The organism is Micromonospora sp. WMMD712 (assembly GCF_029581295.1).
In the GTDB taxonomy this organism is placed as follows: Bacteria; Actinomycetota; Actinomycetes; order Mycobacteriales; family Micromonosporaceae; genus Micromonospora; species Micromonospora carbonacea.
The window spans coordinates 5,132,601-5,151,634 of the sequence record NZ_CP120743.1 but is presented as its reverse complement, the minus strand read 5'-3'; the positions used below and the strand labels follow the sequence as shown (position 1 = coordinate 5,151,634).

Annotated in this window: 14 protein-coding genes; 5 read left to right on the top strand and 9 right to left on the bottom strand. The window is 73.3% G+C overall.

Features of this window, described 5'->3' with window-relative positions:
* The first annotated feature begins 205 nt into the window (after window positions 1-205).
* Window positions 206-1,282 carry a hypothetical protein gene (locus tag O7633_RS22460; RefSeq protein ID WP_282323818.1) on the top strand — a complete coding sequence of 359 codons (1,077 nt, stop codon included), beginning with the start codon at window positions 206-208 and terminating at the stop codon, window positions 1,280-1,282.
* 34 nt (window positions 1,283-1,316) lie between these two features.
* A complete protein-coding gene (locus O7633_RS22455) occupies window positions 1,317-1,994 on the top strand; it encodes an NPCBM/NEW2 domain-containing protein (protein ID WP_282323817.1) in 678 nt (225 codons plus the stop codon).
* Between the two features lie 8 nt (window positions 1,995-2,002).
* Here O7633_RS22455 and O7633_RS22450 read toward each other — a convergent pair whose 3' ends face one another.
* Genes O7633_RS22450 through O7633_RS22430 form a run of 5 tightly spaced genes read right to left on the bottom strand, consistent with a single transcriptional unit; the run spans window position 2,003 to window position 7,193 of the window.
* Window positions 2,003-2,698 (bottom strand): dipeptide/oligopeptide/nickel ABC transporter ATP-binding protein, encoded by a 696-nt coding sequence (locus O7633_RS22450; protein WP_278131435.1) that lies wholly within the window; start codon window positions 2,696-2,698, stop codon window positions 2,003-2,005.
* Window positions 2,695-3,690 carry an ABC transporter ATP-binding protein gene (locus tag O7633_RS22445; protein WP_278131433.1) on the bottom strand — a complete coding sequence of 332 codons (996 nt, stop codon included), beginning with the start codon at window positions 3,688-3,690 and terminating at the stop codon, window positions 2,695-2,697. The genes O7633_RS22450 and O7633_RS22445 overlap by 4 nt, the downstream gene beginning before the upstream one ends.
* On the bottom strand, window positions 3,687-4,586 hold the full coding sequence (locus O7633_RS22440) for an ABC transporter permease (RefSeq protein ID WP_278131431.1): 900 nt from the start codon (window positions 4,584-4,586) through the stop codon (window positions 3,687-3,689). Before O7633_RS22440 ends, O7633_RS22445 begins: the two co-directional genes overlap by 4 nt.
* Window positions 4,587-4,596: 10 nt before the next feature.
* Window positions 4,597-5,601: an ABC transporter permease gene (locus O7633_RS22435; protein WP_278131429.1), complete on the bottom strand. Its 1,005-nt coding sequence runs from the start codon at window positions 5,599-5,601 to the stop codon at window positions 4,597-4,599.
* Complete coding sequence (locus O7633_RS22430) at window positions 5,598-7,193, bottom strand: ABC transporter substrate-binding protein (protein WP_282323816.1); 1,596 nt, start codon at window positions 7,191-7,193, stop codon at window positions 5,598-5,600. The genes O7633_RS22435 and O7633_RS22430 overlap by 4 nt, the downstream gene beginning before the upstream one ends.
* A 270-nt stretch (window positions 7,194-7,463) precedes the next feature.
* On the opposite strand from O7633_RS22430, the gene O7633_RS22425 reads away from it, so the two are divergent.
* The gene (locus tag O7633_RS22425; RefSeq protein WP_282323815.1) at window positions 7,464-8,693 is read left to right on the top strand and encodes a hypothetical protein; all 1,230 of its coding nucleotides are present in this window, start codon (window positions 7,464-7,466) and stop codon (window positions 8,691-8,693) included.
* 136 nt (window positions 8,694-8,829) lie between these two features.
* On the opposite strand, the gene O7633_RS22420 is transcribed toward O7633_RS22425, so the two are convergent.
* The 3 genes from O7633_RS22420 to O7633_RS22410 all read right to left on the bottom strand — a co-directional run bounded on the left by O7633_RS22420 (window position 8,830) and on the right by O7633_RS22410 (window position 12,278).
* Window positions 8,830-10,170, bottom strand: a complete 1,341-nt coding sequence (locus O7633_RS22420; RefSeq protein ID WP_278131424.1) for a ricin-type beta-trefoil lectin domain protein — start codon at window positions 10,168-10,170, stop codon at window positions 8,830-8,832.
* A 370-nt stretch (window positions 10,171-10,540) separates the two neighbouring features.
* On the bottom strand, window positions 10,541-11,758 hold the full coding sequence (locus tag O7633_RS22415; protein WP_282323814.1) for a hypothetical protein: 1,218 nt from the start codon (window positions 11,756-11,758) through the stop codon (window positions 10,541-10,543).
* Entirely contained in the window at window positions 11,745-12,278 is a 534-nt protein-coding gene (locus tag O7633_RS22410; RefSeq protein WP_278131420.1) for a SigE family RNA polymerase sigma factor, read from the bottom strand. The genes O7633_RS22415 and O7633_RS22410 overlap by 14 nt, the downstream gene beginning before the upstream one ends.
* A gap of 386 nt (window positions 12,279-12,664) precedes the next feature.
* Here O7633_RS22410 and O7633_RS22405 point away from each other — a divergent pair, with 386 nt between their 5' ends.
* Window positions 12,665-13,975, top strand: coding sequence for a cellulose binding domain-containing protein (locus O7633_RS22405; RefSeq protein ID WP_278131418.1), 1,311 nt, complete (start codon window positions 12,665-12,667; stop codon window positions 13,973-13,975).
* Window positions 13,976-14,025: 50 nt separating this feature from the next.
* Here the strand turns inward: O7633_RS22405 and O7633_RS22400 are convergent, their stop codons facing one another.
* Window positions 14,026-15,606 carry a glycoside hydrolase family 43 protein gene (locus O7633_RS22400; protein WP_282323813.1) on the bottom strand — a complete coding sequence of 527 codons (1,581 nt, stop codon included), beginning with the start codon at window positions 15,604-15,606 and terminating at the stop codon, window positions 14,026-14,028.
* A gap of 486 nt (window positions 15,607-16,092) precedes the next feature.
* Between O7633_RS22400 and O7633_RS22395 the strand changes: the two genes are divergently transcribed.
* On the top strand, window positions 16,093-19,017 hold the full coding sequence (locus O7633_RS22395; protein ID WP_282323812.1) for a family 43 glycosylhydrolase: 2,925 nt from the start codon (window positions 16,093-16,095) through the stop codon (window positions 19,015-19,017).
* Window positions 19,018-19,034: the final 17 nt, after the last annotated feature.

Here is a 19,034-nt window from a genome sequence, read left to right as displayed (position 1 = left end):
GGTGGGCATGAAACCAGCAGGCATCTCGGACCACCCGTCCGACAAGAGTCTCCTTGAGGCTCAGACACCACCGCCGTCCGGTGGCACACCAGCGGTTCAGCCGAGCGACAAAGGCTCGATGTGTCCGACCGGACGCCCGAGCGGGTGCCGGACACACCGAAGGTCGCCAATACTCGGTCGCATCCAGCTTTCCCGGGGAGGGACCATGGCCGACCGCAGCATGGCGTCCGAACTCCAGTCGGTGCAGACGACGGAGGCACTGGCCGGGTGCATCCGGAACCTGTTGTCCTGCAACGGCAATCTGTCCCTTCGGGAGTTGGAGTCGTGGGGGATCGCGCACAACCGCCCGATGCCCCGGGCTTCGCTCGGAGAGGCCCGCGCCGGAGTCCGGCCACCTGGCAGGCAACTTCTGCTCAATCTCCTCGTCGCCTGCGACGTCCGCGACGACCAGGAGGTGTCGGCGTGGCTCGACGCGCTCAACCGCATCCACAAGTCGAAGTCGATCCAGACCAGGCACCGCAGCTTCGGCGATCTGCAGCAGCCCGCCTCCGCCAACCGGTTCTTCGTGGAACAGGACGACCTGATCGAGATCTCCCGCCTGATCCAGGGCGCCCAGGACGAGGTGTGGCTGTGGGGCACGACCCTGTCGATGCACATCCCCTTCCTCGACAATTATCTCGGGCAGGCGCTGGCCCGCGACGTCCGCGTCAAGGTGCTGCTGATCCGCCCCGGCGGAGCGGCAATGTCCATGCTGGCCTTCCGCGCGGGGCCGGCTTGGGGCCTGACGAGGCTGGAGGAACACCTCGCCATCAACCTCGGCCTGCTCGACCGGCGGCTCGATCAGGGCAACGCCCTCGAGGTGCGCCTGGTCGACTACCTGCCCCCGTACACCCTCTACGCCTACGATCCCGGACTGGACGACGGCTCCATGGACGTTCGCCTCGGCTCCTTCGGCGGCCAACACGAACTGCGGCCCACGTTCAGACTGAACCGCAGACGCGAGGGCGAGTGGTTCGACTATTTCTACGAGCAGTTCACCGGCGTCTGGAACGCCGCCAGCCCGTACCGCCAAGGTCAGGCACCCGACGCGCCCACCGCCGGCTCCGCGGCCGCCCGGCGGGCGGCCCCCGATGGCCACACCGACGGACGCCAGGTCGGCAGCGCGCGCTCCGCGGCGGCCCGGCCCGCCGGAGCGCGCCCTCACCCGCACCCTACGGGCGTCGCTGGCACACTTGGCCGGGAGGGTGATGACGATGCCGAGCGACACCCCAACGGGGACTGAACGACCACCGTCCTGGTTGCACCGTGTCCTCGCCATGATCGGCGTGGTGGCGGTCCTCACCGTCATCGGGCTGATCGCCGACCTGATGGGTATCGTCAGCTTCGTCACCGGAAAGAACGGCCCTGAGCTCGTCGCGCCGGCGTCCCCGTCGGCGGGGGTCACCACCCCTCCAGCCCTGGGCGTCACCAGCACTGCGCCGCCCACGGCGTCTCCCCAACCGGAGGCCACCCCGGGGCAGTCCGCCAGCCCCACGGTGGAGGCCGTGTACGCCACTGATCTGGACCTGCTCAACCGTGCGACGGACATCGATGTCGGGTCAGCGGAGATCCGGGGAGCGCACTACGGCCACAGTGTCGTCTACCGCTGCTCCGTGTTCTGCAACAGCCCTCGCGGCAGCGTGGAGTTCAACCTCGGCGGCCGATACCGCACCTTCGAGGCCACCGTCGGCGTCCTCGACGACGCCCAGGACGCCGACCAGGTCGGATACTTCGAGGTGTTCGTCGACGGCTCCCCGGTGAAGAAGGTCAGCGCGACCCTCGGGAAGCCCAGGTCGATGAAGATCGACCTTCCTCCTGACGCGGTGCGGCTGAAACTGCTGGCCTACCGGACCGACACCGTCGACAACCCGCTGCAAGCGGGCGCCAACGTCGCGGGCGGCCGGTCCAACGGTCTTCCCGAGTTGGCCTGGGGTGACCCCCGGTTGACCGCGTAGCGCTCCGGTCACGGCGTCGGGAGGTCCACCGCCCGCGTCGCCCAGCGGCGCAGCAGCGCCGGGTCGTGGGTGATGAGCAGGACCCCCGCGCCGGTGCGGCGCTGGTAGTCGCCGACGACGGCGGCGACGTGGGCCTGGGTGGAGGCGTCGAGCATGGCGGTGGCCTCGTCGCAGAGCAGGTAGTCGGGCCGGTGCACGAGGGCGCGGGCGAGGCAGGCGCGTTGCAGTTGCCCGTCGCTGACCGCGTGCGGGCGGCGGGCGAGCAGGTCGGGGGTGAGGCCGACCAGGTCGGCCAGTTCGGCGGTACGAGCGGCCGCCTGGTCGCGGCGGACGCCGGTGGCGCGGAGCGGTTCGGCGACGAGGTCGGCGAGGCTCAGCCGGGGGTCGGTGGCGGCGCGGGGGCTCTGGAACAGGATCGCGACGCGGGTCCGCAGGGCGGCGGGCACCCGGTGCCGGACGCCGGCGACGGGCCGCCCGCCGATGGCGACGTGCCCGCTGTCGGGGGCGTGCAGGAGGGCGAGGACGCGGGCGAGGGTGGACTTGCCGCTGCCGGAGGGCCCGCGCAGTCCGACCGTCTCGCCGGGGGCGACGTGCAGGTCGACCCGGTCGAGGACGCGCTGCCGGCCGTAGCGGACGGTGACCCGGTGCGCGGCGAGCCCGCCGGCTGCGGCCCCGTGCGCGGTGTCGTCGGTCGTCGCGGTCATCCGGGCGCTCCGGGGGTGGGCCGGTGGTGGCAGGCGACCCGCCCCGGGCCGTCGGGCACGAGGCGGGGTGGCGTGCGGCAGGCGTCGCTGGCGTGGGGGCAGCGTGGGGCGAAGGCGCAGCCGTCGGGCAGGTCGGTGAGCATGGGCGGATGACCGGGCACGGGCGTGAAGGCCCGGTCCGGCAGGGCGTCGAGCAGCCCGGCGGTGTAGGGGTGGGCGGGGGCGTCGAACAGGGCGGCGGTGGGGCGGTGTTCGACGATGCGGCTGGCGTACATGACGGCGACGGTGTCGGCGACGCGGCGGGCGGCGGCGAGGTCGTGGGTGATGAGCAGGACGGCCGCGCCGCTGTCGCAGCGGCGGCGCAGCAGGTCGAGGGTGTGGTCGACCAGGGGCCGGTCGAGGCCGGTGGTGGGTTCGTCGGCGAGCAGCAGCGGCGGGTCGGGCGCGAGGGCCAGGGCGGTGGCCAGCCGCTGGGCCGTGCCGCCGGACAGCTCGTGGGGGTAGCGGTCCAGGTCACCGGGGTCGAGTCCGACGGCGGCGGCGATCCGGTCGGCGGCGGCGGGGGCGGCGCGGCGGGCATGCCCGTGGGCGCGCAGCGTCTCCTCCAGCAGCCGCCGGCCGCTGCGCACCGGAGTGAGCGCGGTGGCGGGGCTCTGCGGGACGAGGCCGACGACGCGGCCACGCACGTGGCGGGCGAGGTGTCGTTCACCGGCGTCGACCAGGTCGACGGGACGGCCGCCCGGCGGGTGCAGGTGGGCGCGGCCGGTGACGGTGGCGTTGCGCGGCAGCAGGCCGAGCAGGGCGTGGGCGAGGACGGACTTTCCGCAGCCGGACTCGCCGACGACGGCCAGCAGCTCGCCCGGGTGCAGGGCGAGGCTCAGGTCGGTGACGGCGTGCACGGTGCCGGCCGGGAGGCGGAAGCGGACGGTGAGCCCGTCGACGCCCAGCAGGGCCGGCGCGCGGCGGGTGTCGGTGCGGACGGCGGCGGTCACAGGTGCAGCTCCGCCCGGACGCGGGGGTCGAGGCGGTCGCGCCAGCGGCCGGTGAGCACGGCGAGGGCGAGGGTGACCGCCACGAGGAGGAGGCCGGGGACGATGCTGGCCCACCAGGCGCCGGTGAGCAGGGACCGCTGCCCGTCGTTGATCATGTTGCCGATGGAGGCGAGGTGCGGGGGCAGCCCGAGGCCGAGGAAGGACAGGGCGGTCTCGTGCCAGACGGCGTGCGGCACCATCAGGGTGGTGGCCAGGGCCAGCCGCGGCAGGACGTGCGGCAGCAGGTGCCGGGTGAGCACCCGGGCGCGGGAGGCCCCGCCGGAGATGGCGGCGTCGACGAACGGGCGGGTGCGCAGGCTGAGCAGCTCGGAGCGGACGATGCGGGCGGTGGACAGCCAGTGCGTCAGCCCGATCGAGGCGACGACGGCGCCGAGGCTGGGGCGCAGCATCGCGACGACGAAGATGCCCAGCAGCAGGTGCGGCAGGGCGGCGACGGTGTCGACGACGCGCATGAGGGCTCGGTCGACCCGGCCGCCGAGGGTGCCGGCGACCGCGCCGACGAGGCCGCCGACGACGGTGGCCACCAGGGCGGCGACCGCGCCGACCAGCAGCGACACCCGCAGGCCGTAGAGGCTGCGCAGCGCCACGTCGCGGCCGAGGTCGTCGGTGCCGGCCAGGTGGTCGGGCGAGGGCGCGAGGCGGGTACGGGCGAGGTCCACCGCGCTCTGGTCGAGTGGCCACAGCAGCGGCGCGAGCAGGCACGCGGCCACCGCGGCGGCGAGGACGCCGACGGCCGCGCCCGCGCCGAGGCGGCCACGGCGGGACCGGGCCGACGGGCGGCGGGCCGGGCGGGTGCGGGCCGGGGTGGCGGCCGGCGGCGGGGCGAGGTCAGTCATCGAGCCGTGGTCAGTCATCGAGGCGTACCCGGGGGTCGGCGGCGGCGTAGGCGAGGTCGGTGGCGAGGTTCGCGGCCAGCACCACGACGGTGGTGGCCAGGGTGGTGGCCGCCAGCAGCGGGAAGTCCGCGCCCAGCGCGGCCGCGACGGTGACCGCGCCGAGGCCGGGCAGGGAGAACACCGTCTCCACCAGGACCGCGCCGCCGACGAGCTCGGGCAGGTGCGTGCCGACCAGGGTGAGGAACGGCAGCAGCGCGGTGCGCAGCGCGTGGCCGAACAGGACGGTGCGGCCCGGCAGGCCACGGGCGCGGGCGGCCAGCACGTGATCGTCGCGCAGGCTCTCGGCGACGGCGTCGCGGACGAACAGCACGAACCACGGGGCCTGGGAGACCGCCAGCACCGTCACGGGCAGCACGAGGTGCCGGGCCACGTCGGCGGGGTCGGTGCCGGTGGCGGTGATGTCGGTGAGCCCGCCGGCGGGCAGCCAGCCGAGGGCGAGGGCGAACACGGCGATCGCCGCGAGGCCGATCCAGAACACCGGCATCGACTGCACGGCGTACGCGGCGGCGCGCAGCGCCCGGTCGAACCAGCCGCCGCGCCGGTACGCGGCGAGGGTGCCCAGCAGCACGCTGGCCACCAGGACCAGGGCGAGGGCGGTGCCGACGAGCAGCAGGGTCCAGCCGGCGCGGGCGGCCAGCACGGAGGTGACCGGCTCGTGGCGGCTGGTCGACCAGCCCAGGTCGCCGCGCAGCAGGTTGCCGATCCAGCGGGCGTACTGCACGGGCAGCGGGTCGTCGACTCCCCAGTTCGCGCGGAGCTGGGCGAGGTTCTCCTCGCTGGTGGTGAACGCCGCCGCGCCCGCGTACTGCTGGGCGGGGTCGATCGGGGAGGCCGCGCCGAGGGCGAACATGCCCATGCTGGTCGCGGCCAGCACGGGCACGGCGACCAGCAGCCGCCGCCGGACCACCGCCCCGGCCCCGGCCAGCCGCCGACGCCCGGCCGTCGCCGCGGTCACGGCCGCTTCGTCCAGGTGTGCACGTTCCACCAGAGGCTGTTGGCGACGTCGTGCTCGTGCGGCTCCACCCGCGGCGTCACGCCCGTCACGGTGTCCTTCACGACGTAGGTGTGCTGCAGGTAGGTGAGGAACACCCACGGCACGTCGGCGGCGAGCTGCTGCTGGAAGGTGGCGTAGGCGGCCCTGCGGACGGCCGGGTCGGCGCTGTCGCGGCCCTGCTGCAACGCGCGGTCGGTGACGGCGGACCGGTAGGAGCCGGGGTTGAAGAAGCCCTGCCCGGCGAAGGCCGAGCCGAACAGCTTGTAGGAGACGAAATCCGGGTCGTACGGGGTGCCGTAGCCCATCACCAGCGCGTCGGTCTTCATCCGTGGGGTGATCGCGTCCCAGGTCAGCCCCTCCGGGGTGACCCTGATGCCGACCTTCTTCGCGTCGGCGGTGACGGCGAGGGCGAGCTCCTTGCGCAGGCTGTCGGTGGCCGGGTACATCAGCGTGAACGCGGCCTGCCGGCCGTCCCTGACCCGGATGCCGTCCGGGCCGGGCCGCCAGCCGGCGGCGTCCAGGGTGGCGGTCGCGGTGGCCGGGTCGGCGGCGGGCCTGCCGGCGATCGACGGCGCGGCGAACTCCGAGGAGGGCGGCACCGGCCCGAACGCCGGCTCCCCCGCGCCGCCGAGCACGCCGGTCACCATGGCCTGCCGGTCCACCGCCGCGGTCAGGGCCCGCCGGATCGCCAGGTCGCCGGTGACCGGGCCGCCCATGGGCAGCATCACGCCCCGGTAGTCGGCGGTCGGGACCCGGTGCACCCGGTAGCCGCCCTGCCCGTCGAAGCCGGTGGCGAGCCTGGGCGGCAGCTCCGCCGCGTCGAACTCCCCGGCCCGCATCCGCTGGGCGCGCACGTTGTCGTCGGCGACGAACGCCACCACGACACCCGGGTTCTTCGGCCTGCCGCCCCAGTGTTCGTCGTTGGCCGCCAGCACGAGCCGGTCGCCCGGCGTCCACGACGTCACCCGGTACGGGCCGGTGCCGACCGGCTTGCGGTTGAACTCCGCCTTGTTGACGTCCTGCCCGGCGAACGCCTTCGCCGGGACGATGCCCAGCGCCAGCCGTTGCAGGAACGGCGCGTACGGGTGTTTCAGGGTGAACACCACGGTGGCCGGGTCGGGTGCGGCCACGGAGGCGAGCATGTCCAGGTCCGAGCGGAGGGTGGAGTCGACCTTCGGGTCCAGCACCGCCCGGTAGGTGAAGACGACGTCCTCGGCGGTGAGCGGGGTGCCGTCGTGGAACAGCACACCCTCGCGCAGCCTGGCCGTCACGGTCCGGCCGTCCGCCGACACGGTCGGCAGCTCGCGGGCCAGGGCCGGCACCAGCCGGTTGCCGGCGTCCCGGGCGACCAGCCCGTCGAAGATCAACGACGCGCCGTCGACGCCGTAGTTCAGCACCGGGTTGAGGGTGTCCGGCTCACCGGCGGTGGCCACCACCAGCGTGCCGGCGTCGCCCGTCCCGCCGGACGACGTCGCCCCCGACGAGCAACCGGCGACGGCGAGCAGTGCGGCGACGGCCGTCGCCGTCACGCGCGCGGGCAGGGGCCTGACCATGCGGGGCAGCTCCTCGGATCCTCGTCGTGGCACGAACCGGGCGGGCCTCCGGCGATGGTTCGATCATCGCGTCGCCGGAGCACCCGCCCACTGATGCCACTATGGCGCAGTTGCCAACTCTTGGCAACAACCTCATCGAGGCGTCACGCGGGACGGAGACGGCACGACTCGCGGACGGCCCGAACGGACGCGACGGCCGATCGACGAAAGTGAGGCGATTGCCGATAGTGTTCTCAGCCCCACTGCCCGCGCGTCCCGAAGGGTCCTGTCATGAGCCTTGGTCGTCGGCGGCCGCCGCGAACCGTCGCCGCCGCGTTGCTCCTCCTCGCCGGGGCGGCCGTCCCCGCCGCTCCCGCCGAGGCGGCCGGGCGGGGGCCGGACCTCGCGGTCGACGCCTCCGGGACGACGATCCCGCTGGGGGTCGAACGGAAGGTCGCCCACCTGAAGATCAGCAACCTGGGTGACGAGACCCCGGGCGACGTCGTCGTCAGGGTCCGCCAGCCGCAGGAGGGCCCCGACCCCCTGCCGGTCACCCTGATCTGGCACTCGGGAGGGGGCGTGGGCGAGTGCGACGGCGACTTCGGCGGGTTCTACTGCCAGCTGTCGCCGGAGCTGATCCCGGGGCCGGGCGAGACCGTCGACGTCCCCATCGACGCCACCGCCGCCGGGGCCACGGAGCCCTACGCGGGCAGGTTCGAGGTTTCGGTCACCAGCGGGCCGGGCGAGGACGCGAATCCGGCCGACAACACCCGGTGGTTCCCGCTGGAGCTGGTCGACCGGTCCGCCGCCGACCTCTCGGTGGTCGCCCGGGACGTGAAGCAGTCGGTGCGGACCGGGGCTGACGGCACGCCCGAGCCCACCGGGACGCTGCGCCCGGGTGAGCCGGGCGCGGTGCGGCACACGGTCGCCAACCAGGGCCGGAAGGCGGTCAGCGGAGTGCGGGTCACCCTGCGCCTGCCGGAAGGGGTGACCTTCATTAGCCCGCCGACCGAGTGCGTGCTCTCCGACGCCGGGCGGTCGGCGATCTGCACCTACGACAGCCTCACCCTCGTCCCGGCCACCGAGGACACCGACCCGAACGACACGAGCTACTCGGCGGTCGAGCTGTTCAACCTGGTGACGACTGCGGCATCCGCCACCGCCCCGGCGACGTTGCGGGGTGGGACCGTGCAGGTGGAGGGCCTCGCCGAGCGCTCGACGGACGACCGCGCCAAGGCTGCGCGGGCCGAGCTGCCCGCGAACGCCGTCGCCGCGCGGGTGGCCGACACGGACGACAGCGACAACGAGGACGGGTTCGCCGTGGTGCTGGCCGCGAAGAGCGGCGACGGCGACGGCGGCGAAGGTGGCGGCGACGGTGGGTTGCCGGTCACCGGGCCGCAGGCCGGGCTGATCGGCGGCATCGGCGTCGCGGCGCTGGCGGCCGGTGGCGTGTTGTTCCTCGCCGCCCGGCGTCGCCGGACGATCCTGGTGGCCCCCGGGGACGAGGGGCCGGCAGCCTGATTGCTCACCGGTGAGCCGGCCGGCCCCGCTCGTCCGACGAGCGGGGCCGGCCGGCGATCGCCACCGCGTCAGACGGTGCGGCCGGGCCCGGCGGCGACAGCCGCCCGGCCCGGCCGGAGCCCGTCGACGACGATCGTCACGCGAGGGGCGTGAGGCTGAACCGCTGGTTGGTCTGCCCGTGGCAGTCGTAGAGCTGGATCTGCGCCCCGTTCGCCGTGCTCCAGACGTCCAGGCAGCGCCCGGACTGCACGCTGCTGATGGTGCCGTTGGAGTTGACGTTCCACTGCTGGTTGGTCTGGCTGTGGCAGCCGTAGATCTGGACCGCCGCGCCGTTGCCCGAACCCGCCGCGTCCAGGCACATGTCGCCGTACACCCGCAGTTGCTTGGTCGAGGTGTACGTCCACGACTGGTTGGACTGCCGGTTGCAGTCGTAGAGCTGCACCCGGGTGCCGTTGGCACGGGAGGCGTTGGGCACGTCGACGCACCGGCCCGACTGCGCGCCGACGATCTGGCTGGCGGCGCCGGGCGGGCTGGTGGGCGGGGGCGTGGTCGGGGTGGTGGTGGGCGTCGCCGTCGGGCTGGTCGGCGGGGTGGGCAGCAGCGGGCACGTGCTGCGGTAGGTGACCACGCCGCTGGAGTCCAGCAGCGGGCAGAGGAACTGGCTGTACCGGGCGTCGTTGTCGATGAAGATCTTGAGGAACGGCAGCATGGTCCGGATCAGCACCGGGTTCGACCGGCCGACCATGAACCCGTGGTCGGCGCCCGCGACCTCCAGGTAGGCGCTCTCCGTCGTGGTCGGGAGGCTGTTGTAGAGGCCGGTGGCGTAGGACGGGGTGACCACCGTGTCCGCCTGCCCGGAGAAGACCATCGTGGGCACCCGGTCGGTGGCCAGGTTCGACGACGGCGAGTACGGCGCGATGCCGACCGCCGCCTTCAGCGACGAGCGCCGCATGGCCGCGCTCAGCGCCCCGCCGCCGCCCATGGAGTGACCGGCGACGGCCAGCCGGCTGGCGTCGACGCGGTCGCGTACCGGGCTCTGCTGGGTCAGGTAGTCCAGCGCGGCGAGGAGCTGGGTGCCCCGGGCCGTGTCGAAGTCGTTGCGGCTGTTGGTCTCGATGCCGATGACGACGAAGCCGTGGGAGGCCAGCCACGGCCCCATCCAGGCCAGCTCGACCGAGAACAGCGCGGTGTAACCGGGCGAGATCGCGATGGCGCCGAAGGTGCCCTGGCTGGTGTCGGTCGGGTAGTAGATGCGGCCGCCGTTGAAGCCGTAGCCGGTCGGGACGGCGACCGACGTGTTGGCGAAGGGGCCGTTCTCGGACGCGACGCTGGCCCGGGTGGGGTCCGGGCCCCGCTGGTACGGGTTGTCGGCGGCCGACGCCGAGCCGGTCGCCACCGCGATGGTGAACAGCCCGACGGCGGCGGCGATCCCGGCCGCGGCCAGCTTGGCCAGCCGGCCCCGGAGGCCGGGGGGCACCCGGTCGGTCCTGGTGTTCCCCGGGGGCGGGGGGTGCGCGTGTCCTCGCACTGTCGGTACCTCCTGGTGGTGGGTGGTGTGGTGGGTCCAGCCGGGCCGGGACGGGGCCTGGTCAACGTTCACATCGATCGATGGTTACCTAGGCTGACAGACAACCCCGGGCGTTTCAACCGGTAGTTTCGAACGAGGTGCCCGAAAGTTTCGACCACCGGCCGGACGTCGGCCCGCAACCCGAAACGGCGACAACGGCACTGCCGGTGACGCGCAGTGCCGTTGTCGCCGTGGCGCTCGGGCCAGCTCCAGCTCCCCACCCACACCCCCGGGGGTCTGCCGTGCCGGGCGGCCGTCGCGGCCCTCAGGTGCCGACCCGCTACGGGCGCAGAGCCTTCGCCGCCGGGGTCCAGGTCGACTCGTCCGTGACGTCGGCGACCGTGATCCCCCGCGCGACCTTCTCCACCTCGGCCAGGGGCAGCCTGTTGCCGAGGCCCTGGCTGCTGACCTGGAGGACGACGGTGCCGTCGGCGCTCCAGACGTTGCAGAAGCCACCGCGCGCGGGGCCGTCGGTGCTGCGGTGGCACTTCGTCGTGCCGGGTTCCGGCGACTGGTTCGAGCTGGTGCTCGGCGTGACGAAGATGTGGAACCCGTCCTTGATGGCGCCCTCGGCCTGGTCGTACGGCGCGGTGAGGCCCGTGGTGGGCATGGCCGGCCTGGTGTAGGTCGCGCCGCCGTAGTCACCGGCGCGGGCCGCGGCGATGCCGCTGAGGCCGGGCATGGCGTGCGTGCCGCTCTGCAACGGCACGTAGCCCGCCGGCACGTAGCCCACCGTGAACGGCACCGGGGCCGGCTCCGGCTTGCTGGGCCTGAGGCCCTCGACCAGGCCCCCGAGGTCCTGGAAGCTCGGCGTGGCCTCGTCGCCGGAGACCGACGTGACGGCCGCCCAGGCGTCGTGGGCGTACTCCCAGGCGAAGAGCTTGTTGCCCGCGACCGCCGGGCCCTGCGGGTCGAGGCCGACCGGCAGCGTCGCCTCGACGGCCCGGTGCCCGGCCACGGTGACCTTCCTGCCGTTCCTGATCCCGGCGGGGTCGAAGGCGCCCGGCCGGTAGACGGTCAGGTACGCCCACAGGCTCGGCTTCCCCCGGGCGGCCCGCTTCTTCTGCTCGACGCTGTCGCCCTGCGCCTCGGCCTCCTCCGCCGTGACGGGCTTGTCGTTCGAGGTGTGGAGGTCGGAGTAGACGGAGGCGATCTGGTAGGTGGTGGACGCCACGATCGGGTCCTGCACGTGCAGGATGCCGGCGTCGTACCCCCGGAAGGTGAAGGTGAACGGCGCGGCGGCGGGCCACTTCGCCTCGCCCGGCCGGGCCGCCGCCGGGCCGGCCGGCGCGGTGGCGGTGTTCCGCCCGGCGCCGAAGGCAGGCAGCAGGAACGCGCCGGCGACCGCGACCACGACGAGACCGGCCGCGCCCGCCGAGGCGAAACCGGCCCGACGCCGCCGCTCCGCCCGCCGCCCGGCCGCGACGATGTCGTCGACGGTACGGACCATCGGCGGCTCCTCACCCGTCACGGCGTCCACGAAATCACGCAACTGCACTGGTCCACTCCTCCATCTGCTTCCCGGTGAGACTGATGTGCTCGCTGGCGAGGGCCTCGCGCAGCTTCGCCAGGCCACGGGAGACCTGGCTCTTGGCCGTGCCGACCGTGCAGTCGAGGACGCCGGCCGTGTCCTCCAGGCTCAGGCCCAGGTAGTGCCGGAGCACGACCGCGGCCCGCTGCCGGGCCGGCACGGCGTCGAGCGCCGCCCGCAGGCGCATCCGCTCGTCGGTCGCGGCGGCCGGGTCCCGCAGCGCGACGTCCGGCATGGCGTCGCCGACCGACCGCTCGCGTCGCCAGGGCCGGCGGGTCTCGTCGATCGCGGCCCGGTAGACCATGGTCTTGACGTAGAGATCGGGCCGTTCCAGCCTCCGCCAGCGGGGATAGAGCTTGATCAGCGCATTGGCCACGGCGTCCTCCGCCGTGTGCCAGTCGCCGCAGGTCATGTACGCCAGCTTGCGCAGCGACGCCATCTGTGACGTCACGAACTCGCGGAACGCTTGTTCGTCATCGGCTTTCAAGTCGCCTGCCTCCTCGTGACGGAGGTAGAACGGAGCCGACCGCCCGGGGAGTTGCACCGCCGGGAGAAGTAGTCGATCGGTCACGCTGCGCGTACGCGCCGCGCCGCGCGTGCGCGCCGCCGACCCAAGATCGAAACTATCGCTTGATGAATCCGCAACTTTCTGAAAACATACGACCATCGATGCGTGAGCGTTAACACGGCTGCACCACTTCCGGCACGCGCGGCACGGTCGCCCCAGGGCAGGGCGACGGGCGGCACGGTCGCCCCCCAGGGCAGGGCGACGCGCGGCAGCGTCACGGCCATGTCGTCCCACGCCACCCCGGCCCCGGCCGGCGATCCGACCCCACCCCACCCGCACAGGACGACCGATGAAAGGAGCCAGGCATGGTGAGGCACTGGAGACACAGATACGTTCTCTCCTCCGTCGCGGCCGCGGCGGCGCTCGTCGTGGCCACCGCCGGCGGCGTGCTGACCGGCGGCCTCGGCGAGGCGGCGGAGGCCGCCACCAACGGCACGCTCGCGGCGACCGCCGGCTGTGGGAAGGCCCCCACGCTGACCAGCGGCACGCGCACGATCTCCAGCAGCGGACAGAACCGCAGCTACATCCTGCGGATCCCCGACGGGTACGACAGGAACCGCCCCTACCGGCTGATCTTCGGCTTCCACTGGCTGAACGGCTCGGCCAACAACGTCGCCTCGGCCGGCTACTACGGGCTGCTGCCGCTGTCGAACAACAGCACGATCTTCGTCGCGCCGCAGGGCATCGACAACGGCTGGGCCAACACCAACGGCCGTGACCTGACCCTGTTCGACGACATCTCCCGGGTGGTCGAGAACGACCTCTGCGTCGACACGACGCAGCGCTTCGCGCTCGGCTGGAGCTACGGCGGGGCCATGAGCTACGCGGTGGCCTGCGCCCGGCCGAACGTCATCCGGGCGGTCAGCGTCCTGTCCGGGGCCAACCTCAGCGGCTGCAACCCCGGCACCCAGCCGGTGGCGTACTTCGGCATCCACGGCATCTACGACAGCGTGCTGAACATCTCGGCGGGCCGGTCGCTGCGCGACACGTTCGTCAGGAACAACGGCTGCACCGCGCAGAGCCCGCGCGAGCCGAGCCGGGGCAGCCTCACCCACATCACGACCCTCTACTCCGGCTGCCGCGCCGGCTACCCCGTGCAGTGGGCCGCCTTCGACGGCGACCACACCCCCAGCCCGGTGGACGGCTCCTCCAGCCCCAACGACTCCCGGACCTGGACCTCGGGCGAGATCTGGAAGTTCTTCAGCCAGTTCGCGTCGACCACGCCCCCGACCACCCCGCCGCCCACCACCGCGCCGCCGACCACGCCCCCGCCCACCACGCCGCCGCCGACCACCCCGCCGCCCACCGGCGAGCCCGGCGCCTGCACCGCCACCTACCGCGCGGTCAACAGCTGGCCCGGTGGCTTCCAGGGCGAGGTCACCGTGGCCAACGGCACCTCCGCCACGCTGAACGGCTGGACCGTGCGCCTGACGCTGGGCAGCGGCCAGGCCATCAGCAGCGTCTGGAACGGCGTCAACACCGGCACCACCGGCAGCGTCACCGTCAAGAACGCCCCCTACAACGGCACGTTGGCCCCGAACGGCTCGACCACGTTCGGGTTCACCGCCACCGGTGACGGACCCGCGCCCAGCGGCGTCTCCTGCACCAGCCCCTGAGCACGGCACGACGCGGGCCCGGAGCCACCCGGCTCCGGGCCCGCCCGCTGTCAGCGCGCCGGTCCGGCCCCGGCCGGCGGCGGCCCGTCCGCGTCGCCGGGGGCGTAGTCGAACCAGTCGAAGCGGACGCTGCCGGCCCCGGCGTACATGCCGACGACCCGGCCGGTGAAGCCGCCGGCGACCTCCGTGGACAGGTACCGGCCGTCGAGCTCGCCCAGCACGTCGTACGCGCCGTCGGCCGCCTCGATGCCGAACCGGAGCACGTCGGGCTCCTTGGCCGGGTGCCAGTCGCCGGGCGACGGGGAGACCACGTCGACGCGCAGCCGCACCGGGCCGGGCGCGACCGGCCGGGTGGCCACCGTGGACAGCACCGAGCCGATCCGCGCCAGCAGCCGCACCTCGCCGTCGCCCGCCTCGATCCCGTAGTGGTGCCGCTCGTCGAGGCGTACGGCGAGGCCACCGCACCCCCCGGTCGCGTCGACAAGCGTCCGCACCCGGCACGACAGGTGCTGCTGGCGACGGCCGACGAACGTGACGTCGGGCTCGTCCAGCGACGCGCCGCGCGCCCGCAGCGTGAGCCAGCCCGGCTGTTCCGTGAGCGACCAGCTCCCGGCGGGCCGGGACCGCACCGACACCCAGCGCGGGTGCAGCCCGTCGGCGTCGAAGTCGTCCCGCACGGGCGGGGGCGGCACCGGGCGCGCGGGCCACGACGGGGCCGGCATGACGGGCTCGACCGCGCCCACCACCGGCCAGTCGTCGACCCAGGTCACCGGGGCCAGGAACGTCTCCCGCCCGAGCACGTGCCAGCCGGGGGTGCCGCCGCCGGGGCGTACGCCGAGCAGCACCATCCACCACGTTCCGTCGGCCGCCTCGACGAGGTCGGCGTGGCCGGTGTTCTGGATCGGGCGGTTGGTGCCCCGGTGGGTGAGGACGGGGTTGGCGGGGCAGGGCTCGTAGGGCCCGTCGGGCGCGGTCGAGCGGGCGATCGAGACGGCGTGCCCGCGTTCGGTGCCGCCCTCGGCGATCAGCAGGTACCAGTAGCCGCCGATCCGGTACAGGTGCGGGGCCTCCGGGGCCTGGGCCCCGGGCGCGCCGGACCACAGGCGGCGGGGCGCGCCGAGCGTCCGCCCGGTGTGCGGGTCGATGGGCACCTGCTCGATGCCGGCGTAGGTGCACCAGCAGGTGCCGTCGTCGTCCCAGGCGAGGTCCGGGTCGATGCCGGCGACGCCGGGCAGCCGGACGGGATCCGACCAGTCGCCGGCGGGGTCGGTGGCGGTGCAGAGCAGGTTGCCGCCGCCCTCGGCGCAGTTGGTGACGACGAGCCAGAAGCGGCCGGCGTGGTGGCGCAGCGTCGGCGCGTAGATGCCGGCGGACGACGGCATCGTCGCGGGCAGCACCAGTTGGCTGGGCCGGTCCAGCACGTTGCCGATCTGTTCCCAGTGCACGAGGTCGCGGCTGTGGAAGATGGGCACCCCGGGGAAGTACTCGAAGCTGGAGCAGGCCAGGTAGTAGTCGTCGCCGACCCGGCAGACGCTCGGGTCCGGGTGCAGGCCGGCGAGCACCGGGTTGCTGAACGCGCCGTCGCTCCAGCCGGCGGCGCCGGGGGTCGGGTGGGCCTGGGCCGGAGTCATCTGCTGCCTCCCGGGGTCGAGGTGGCCCGCGCGGTGCGGGCCGTCTCGCAGTCTGCCCGGCGGCCGGCTGCCGGGTCAGCCCTCCCCGGTGGCGTCCGACGGGCGGCCCGATGCCCCGGAAAACGCAACAGCACATCGACATGACTCATTCTTAATTGCGCCGGTCGGGCGTTTGCGAGGGGACGACACCGCCATTTCGTGACGCCCTGTGGACCGGATCGTGTTAGCGCAAACATGCGCGCCCGATATTCGGCACTCGATAGTTCTTGCCGGATAGGTCGCGCTCAGGCGACTCGTCAGGAAGTGGGCGGCTTGCACCTGATCGCCGCGCGCCTGATCTGCCGCTTCGGGAGCGCTTCCACGCTGCATCACGCCTGTTTCACGAAGATTTCCGGCAAGTCTCGGGAACGTCTTGACAGCGCATGTGAGCGATAACACTATGAGCTTCCCGTTACGTTGGCGGCAGGAGTTCGCATGAAGGTAACCGTGAGTCGTGGTGCCTCCGGAGGGCTACGACGGGTCTCGCTGGCGGCGGTGGGGGCGCTCCTGCTGTGCGCCGCCCTCGTGACCACCGGCACGGCGGCGCAGGCGGCGGACGACTGGTCGCCGGAGTCGTCCCACACCTCGACCGACCGGGGCGACGGCAGATACTCCGTGCCGCTGCTGCGCTCCGACGTGCCGGACATCAGCGTCGAGCGGGTCCCGGCCGCCGAGAACGACGAGGGCCGGGACATCTACTACATGATCAGCACGACGATGCACCTGAGCCCCGGTGCGCCGATCATGAAGTCGTACGACCTCGTCAACTGGGAGACGGTCAACTACGTCTTCGACCGGGCCAGCATCGGCGACTCGTTCTCCCTGCGCAACGGCCAGAACTCGTACGGGCAGGGCCAGTGGGCGTCGTCCCTGCGCTACCACGACGGCATGTACTACGTCGCGTTCAACACCAACAACCTCAACGGCGCGTACATCTACCGCACCGACGACATCGAGAACGGCGCGTGGCAGCGCACCGCCCTCGGCCGTGGCCTGCACGACCCGTCGCTCTTCTTCGACGTCGACGGCACGCCCTACATCTTCTACGGCTCGGGCGGCACCAGCGCCGTGCGCCTCAACGCCGGCCTGACCGCGATCGAGCAGGACTACCCGAACATCTTCACAGCGGCCGACTACGCCGGCCAGCCGTTCATCGGCGGCCTGTTCGAGGGCGCGCAGTTCTACCACATCGACGGCTGGTACTACGCCGTCATCATCACCTGGCCCTCCGGCCAGGGGCGTCAGGTCGTCATGTTCCGCTCGAAGGACCTGCTCGGGCGGTACACCTCGGCCGGCGGGGGCAACACCTACGAGGCGCGCGGCGTGCTCAACTCCAACGGCTTCGCCCAGGGCAGCCTCGTGCCGGTCGCGCGCGCCGGCGGCGGGACCGACTGGCACGGGATGTTCTTCCGCGACACGTTCCCGATCGGCCGCATCCCCGCGCTCATCCCGGCCACCTGGTCCGACGGGTGGCCGACGTTCGGCAACAACGGGGTCGTGCCGGTCGACGGCCTGTTCGACAAGCCGATCCGGCTCAGCCCGGCCGAGGAGACCCTCGAACGGCAGAAGAGCATCGTCGCCTCGGACGACTTCGCCAACGACGCGCCGCACAAGGCGTACCAGGACGAGGAGTGGACGATCCCGACGCCGCCCGACCTCGACGAGTCGCTCCTCGGCGTCGAGCTGCTCGGCAACGCCGGCTTCGAGTCCGGCAGCGTCTCGCCGTGGGCCGCGCAGTTCGGGGCCACCCTCGCCCTCGACCCGGCCGACGCCGCCTCGGGCGCGGCGGCGCTGCGGGTCGGCAACCGCACGCTCAACGGCTCCGGCCCCCACCAGAATCTCGCCGGCAAGCTCCAGCACGGGGTGACCTACACCGTGTCGGCGAAGATCAAGTACGCCTCGGGCCCGGCCAGCGTCCGGTTCAACCTGGCCGCCGACTGGGGCTCCGGCGTGCAGGTGATGGCCTTCGGCACCGTCCCGGCCGGACAGTGGACGACGGTCACCGGCCGGTACACGTTCCCGGCGACGGCGAACCTCGCCAACGTCAAGTTCGCGGTGGAGACGCCGTGGGGCAACCCGCAGCCGGCGTCGTCCAGCGTGGAATACCTGATCGACGACGTCTCGGTCGTCGGGCAGCCGGTGACCACCGAGTACCCGACCGAGGCGGAGATCGCCCCGAACGGCTCGCGGCTCGACCTGGCCTGGGAGTGGAACCACGCCCCCGACAACCGGTACTGGTCGCTCACCGACCGGGAGGGCTGGCTGCGGCTGACCACCGGCAAGGTCGTCACCGGCGAGTACGTCTACACGAAGCTGTCGAACCGGGCCGAGCTCGCCTGGTTCGAGGAGGCCCGCAACACCCTGTCGCAGCGCACCTTCGGCCCGCGCCAGTCGGCCGAGACCCGGATGGACATCTCCGGCATGCGCGACGGCGACGTCGCCGGTCTCGCCGCCTACAACCGGGGCTTCTCGTACGTGGCGGTCAAGCGCGTCGACGGCCGGAACACCCTCGGCGTGGTCAACCGGGGGCAGCCGTTCGCGGTCGACCTCGACCAGGCCGCGCTGGAGAGCTTCCTGCCGGGCACGACGGTGCCGCTGGGCGACGCGACAGTGGTGCACGTGAAGGCCGACCTGGACTTCGCCGCGCCGGTCGGGCAGCTCTGGACCACCTTCTACTACAGCCTCGACGGGCTCACCTGGACGCAGCTCGGCAGCCGGGTCGGCCCGCAGACGCTCGACGGCAGCCTCGCGCACTTCATGGGCCACCGGGTCGGGCTGTTCAACTACGCGACGCAGACCACGGGCGGGCGGGTCGACTTCGACCACTACCTGCTCAGCGACGCGCTGACCGCGCAGGGCCTGCCGCTGGACACCGACGCGCTCGACGCGGCCGTCGCGCACGCCGAGACGCTCGACAGCCGTCACTACCCGGCGGACGCCTGGGCGGCGATGCGGGCCGCCCTCGCCACCGCCAAGGCCGCCCGGGCCGGCCGGTTCGGCACCCAGAACCAGATCGACGCGCCGGAGCGGTCGCTCAGCTTCCAGCTGGCGCGGCTCGGCGTGCTCCGGGTCGCGCCCGAGCTGCCGGTGACGGCGAGCGCGCAGACCCGCTGCGTCGGCGGCCGCGCCTACGTCGCCGTCCAGGCCACCAACGGCCACACCACACCCGTCGACATCACCCTCGAAACCGCGTACGGCACCCGCACCGTCACCAACGTCGCACCCGGCGCCAACGCCTACCAGTCCTTCACCACCCGCGCCACCTCCGTCGCCGCCGGCACCGCCACCATCCGCGCCACCGGCACCATCGACGGCACCACCGTCACCACCGAAGTCACCGCCACCCACCCCGCCCAGAGCTGCGGCGCATAGCCGACCGGTCCGAGACG

Excerpts from the sequence above, each read along its gene's own strand:
- O7633_RS22455 (WP_282323817.1), top strand. The coding sequence starts at position 1,317 with ATGATCGGCGTGGTGGCGGTCCTCACCGTCATCGGGCTGATCGCCGAC.
- O7633_RS22450 (WP_278131435.1), bottom strand. The coding sequence starts at position 2,698 with ATGACCGCGACGACCGACGACACCGCGCACGGGGCCGCAGCCGGCGGG.
- O7633_RS22460 (WP_282323818.1), top strand. The coding sequence starts at position 206 with ATGGCCGACCGCAGCATGGCGTCCGAACTCCAGTCGGTGCAGACGACG.
- O7633_RS22405 (WP_278131418.1), top strand. The coding sequence starts at position 12,665 with ATGGTGAGGCACTGGAGACACAGATACGTTCTCTCCTCCGTCGCGGCC.
- O7633_RS22440 (WP_278131431.1), bottom strand. The coding sequence starts at position 4,586 with ATGACTGACCTCGCCCCGCCGCCGGCCGCCACCCCGGCCCGCACCCGC.
- O7633_RS22400 (WP_282323813.1), bottom strand. The coding sequence starts at position 15,606 with ATGACTCCGGCCCAGGCCCACCCGACCCCCGGCGCCGCCGGCTGGAGC.
- O7633_RS22425 (WP_282323815.1), top strand. The coding sequence starts at position 7,464 with ATGAGCCTTGGTCGTCGGCGGCCGCCGCGAACCGTCGCCGCCGCGTTG.
- O7633_RS22430 (WP_282323816.1), bottom strand. The coding sequence starts at position 7,193 with ATGGTCAGGCCCCTGCCCGCGCGCGTGACGGCGACGGCCGTCGCCGCA.